The organism is Azonexus sp. (genome assembly GCF_036170495.1).
Lineage (GTDB): Bacteria > Pseudomonadota > Gammaproteobacteria > Burkholderiales > Rhodocyclaceae > Azonexus.
Genome location: NZ_JAVHPH010000258.1, coordinates 1 through 3,201, shown reverse-complemented (window position 1 = coordinate 3,201; position 3,201 = coordinate 1). Strand labels below are relative to the sequence as shown.

General features: G+C 65.8%; 3 protein-coding genes. All 3 read left to right on the top strand.

Annotated elements, in window-relative coordinates; translation table 11 throughout:
* The first annotated feature begins 433 nt into the window (after window positions 1–433).
* Genes ADADOO_RS09295 through ADADOO_RS09285 form a run of 3 tightly spaced genes read left to right on the top strand, consistent with a single transcriptional unit; the run spans window position 434 to window position 3,139 of the window.
* On the top strand, window positions 434–1,843 hold the full coding sequence (locus ADADOO_RS09295; RefSeq protein WP_511276958.1) for an MFS transporter: 1,410 nt from the start codon (window positions 434–436) through the stop codon (window positions 1,841–1,843).
* A 2-nt stretch (window positions 1,844–1,845) separates the two neighbouring features.
* Window positions 1,846–2,388 (top strand): DUF3833 domain-containing protein, encoded by a 543-nt coding sequence (locus tag ADADOO_RS09290; protein WP_511276957.1) that lies wholly within the window; start codon window positions 1,846–1,848, stop codon window positions 2,386–2,388.
* On the top strand, window positions 2,378–3,139 hold the full coding sequence (locus ADADOO_RS09285; protein WP_511276955.1) for an SDR family NAD(P)-dependent oxidoreductase: 762 nt from the start codon (window positions 2,378–2,380) through the stop codon (window positions 3,137–3,139). The genes ADADOO_RS09290 and ADADOO_RS09285 overlap by 11 nt, the downstream gene beginning before the upstream one ends.
* Window positions 3,140–3,201: the final 62 nt, after the last annotated feature.

Below are 3,201 nucleotides of genomic sequence, written 5' to 3'. Positions count from 1 at the left end.
CGCGGCCTCGACACCCCCGGGACTCCGCTTCGCGGCGGGCGAAGCGGGAGTCCATACCCTTGCTGGATTCCCGCCTACGCGGGAATGACGGCGTAACTGCTTGGCCACGGGCCGTTTCACCGGGCCCCTTGAGAGGTGCCGAGCAACGCAGGGGCTGGCGGATAAAGGGCGAGGACTGTCTGAGGGCGCAGCCCGAGTTCCGCAGCCCCCGCCAGAACCGAGTAGCGCAGGGAACCGGCGTAGCCGGCACCGACCCAGGGTCGCCTTCTTCTTTGGCTACTTTCTTCTTGGCGAAGCAAGAAGAAAGTACGCCCGCGCCTCAAGCGCGGAAAACCCCGCTGACGAAGGGGAGCCTGCACGTAAGGGGCGGAACCCCATGCCCCGACAGCGACCATCCCTTAAGCCGCGCGCCACGCTGGTTATCAGCGCCAGCATGGCGAGCCCCCAAACCATGACCACCGGTCGCATCCTCTCCTATGGCCTGCTCGGCCTCCCCCTGGCCTTCGCGGCATTGCCAATCTACGTCCACGTCCCCCGTTACTACGCCGAAACCGCCGGCATGGAACTGGCGCTACTCGGCTTCATCCTCCTCGGCACCCGCCTGCTCGACGCCGGCATCGACCCCTGGCTCGGCTGGCTGGCCGACCGCGTTTCCCGCCCGCGCATGGTGGCGCTCGCCTTGCTGCCCTTCGCCATCGGCTTCGTCGCACTGCTCAACCCGCCGACCGAACACGCCGCACTCTGGCTGCTCGGCTCGCTGGCCCTGACCTACCTCGGTTTTTCGTCCGCCAGCGTGGCCTACCAGGCGTGGGGGGCGGACATTGGTGAGGATTCCGCGCTGAGAACCCGGCTGACCGCCGCACGAGAAGGCTTCGGCCTGCTCGGCGTCGTCCTCGCCGCGGCCTTGCCGGCTGTGCTGGCCGCCAGCCTGAGCGACGGCATCGCCCGCTTGAGCTGGATACTCCCGCCGCTATTGCTGATCGCGGCTGCCACGACCTTCAGCCGCGTCGGCGTCAAACTCCCTCCCCTTTATGTCCCGCAGGGACGGTATCCCTTGGGACAAGGGGAGGGGCGGGGTGGGGATGGGGTAAGTCGCGCCACACCCGAATCCCATCCCCCTGATGAAACGACTAAGCAACCGACTAAGCCGCCAAACAACGGCGGCAAAGTCTCTGCTTATCCCAGCCTCCCCCTTGAAAGGGGAGGAGCAAATCAGCCCTTGCTGCCCAGCCTGCGCCGCGTCTTCGCCGATCAAGCTTTCCGTCGCCTGCTGATCGTCTTCGTCGCCAACGGCATTGCCGCCGCCCTGCCGGCGACGCTCTTCCTGTTCTTCGTCGCCGATGTCCTGCAAGCCGAGTCGGCTAGCGGCCCGCTGCTCGCCCTGTACTTCATCGCTGGCGCCGCCTCGCTGCCGCTCTGGGTCATGCTGTCGGCCCGGCGCGGGCGGGTCTTCGCCTGGCTGCTGGCGATGGGCGTGTCGATTGTCGCCTTCGCCGGCGCCAGTCTGCTCGGCGCGGGCGACGTCTGGGCCTTCGCCGTCATCTGCATCGCCTCCGGGCTGGCGCTCGGCGCCGATCTCGCGCTGCCCGCCGCCATTGCGGCCGATCTCGGCGAACGTCAGGGGCAGGCCGGGGCCTGTTTCGGCGTCTGGAATTTCGTGGCCAAGCTCAACCTGGCGCTCGCCGCCGGGCTTTCACTACCCCTGCTCGGTGCGCTCGGCTATGTGCCGGGCGGTAGCGCCGGGCTGCCCGCGCTGACCTTTGCCTACGCGCTGTTGCCGCTCGCCTTCAAGGCGCTGGCCGGTGCGCTGCTCTGGCGCTGGCGCCATTCTTTGGAGATCTGATCATGAAATTTCTGCTCGCAGCTGCCTTCACCCTCGGCCTGGCCGGTTGCGCCTCGACCGGCGTCGAACAATACCGGGCCGAACAACCGGCTCTCGATCTGAAAACTTACCTCAACGGGACGCTCGACGCCTGGGGCCTGTTCCAGGGCCGTTTCGGCGAGGTGAAAAAACGCTTCCACGTCGTCATTGACGCCAAGTGGACGGGCGATACCGGCGTCCTTGACGAGAACTTCAAGTGGTCTGACGGCACCACCTCGCGCCGCGTGTGGACGCTGACCAAACAGGCCGACGGCACTTTCCGCGGCCGGGCGGAGGATGTCGTCGGCGAGGCGATCGGCGAAGTCTCTGGCAACGCCCTGCGCTGGCGCTACGTGCTGGCGCTGCCGGTCGACGGCAAGGTCTACAACGTCCATTTCGATGACTGGATGTTCCTGATGGACGACAAGGTCATGATGAACCGCGCCACCATGTCGAAATGGGGTTTCACGCTGGGCGAAGTGTCGCTGACCTTCGTCAAACGCGAGGGCGGCGCCCATGTGCTCTAACCCGGTCATCACCGACTGGCAGGGCAAGCGCGTTTGGCTGGTCGGCGCTTCAAGCGGCATCGGCGCCGCCGTTGCCCGCGAGCTGAGCCAGCGCGGTGCGCGGCTTGCCTTGTCGGCGCGCAGGGCTGAAAAACTCTCCGCCCTGGCCATTGCCGATGCCTTGCTGTTGCCGTGTGACGCCACCGACGTCGCCAGCCTGAGCGCCGCCCGTCAAAAATTGCTGGCCGCCTGGGATGGTGTTGACCTCGTCGTTTATCTGGCCGGCGATTACGTCCCGATGCGCGCTGACCACTTCGACCTGGCTGTTGCCGAACAGGTTGTTACCGTCAATTTCAACGCCGCCATGCGCCTCGCCGCCACCGTTTTGTCCGACCTCAAACCGGGCGGCGGCATCGCCTTCGTCGCCAGCGTCGCGGGTTATCGCGGCCTGCCCAAAGCGCTGGCCTACGGGCCGGGCAAGGCGGCGCTCATTCACTTTGCCGAAGTGCTGTACCTCGATCTGGCACCGAAGGGCGTCGGCGTCTGGGTCATCAATCCGGGCTTTGTTTCAACCCAATTGACCGCGAAAAACGATTTCACCATGCCGGCCCTGCTGACGCCGGAACAGGCGGCCATTGCTACGGTCGACGGGTTTAAATCGGCCCATTTCGAAATCCATTTTCCCAAGCGCTTTACCCGTTTCATGAAGCTCTTCGCGCTGCTCCCCTACCGCTGGTATTTCCCGCTCATTCGCCGCTTCACTGGAGGCTGAGATGACCCTCGACGAACTGATCGTCTTCTACAACGAATTCGCCCCGGCCAGCGTCGCCCGCT